The following is a 226-nucleotide window of genomic DNA, read 5'->3' as shown; positions in this document are numbered from 1 at the left end:
ATCGTAGCCAACTCTCGAATCAACCGTTCGTCAATGCTGGGTTGGAAAGCAAAATCAAAATCCTCCAGCGTTTTTCGGTAAGGCAAGTGTGCGAGTTTGGTGCGTACCTCCATATTCCGTTTTTGACGTTCCGCTATCTCTGCATCTAGAAGCATGTTGAGAAAGGACAGATAGGTGGGCTGTCCATGACTTGCCGCTTCCAAATGGGCATCCAAGAGTAGAGCCG

Annotated in this window: 1 protein-coding gene; it reads right to left on the bottom strand. The window is 48.7% G+C overall.

What is annotated here, in order from left to right:
• The coding region (locus LD028_RS09880; RefSeq protein ID WP_483298303.1) for an ATP-binding protein at positions 1 to 226 on the bottom strand (226 nt) is incomplete at both ends.

Origin of the sequence: Anoxybacillus sp. LAT27 (assembly GCF_022030075.1) — a bacterium.
Lineage (GTDB): Bacteria > Bacillota > Bacilli > Bacillales > Anoxybacillaceae > Anoxybacillus > Anoxybacillus kestanbolensis.
The sequence above is the reverse complement of the archived record's forward strand: the minus strand, read 5'-3'. Positions and strand labels throughout refer to the sequence as shown.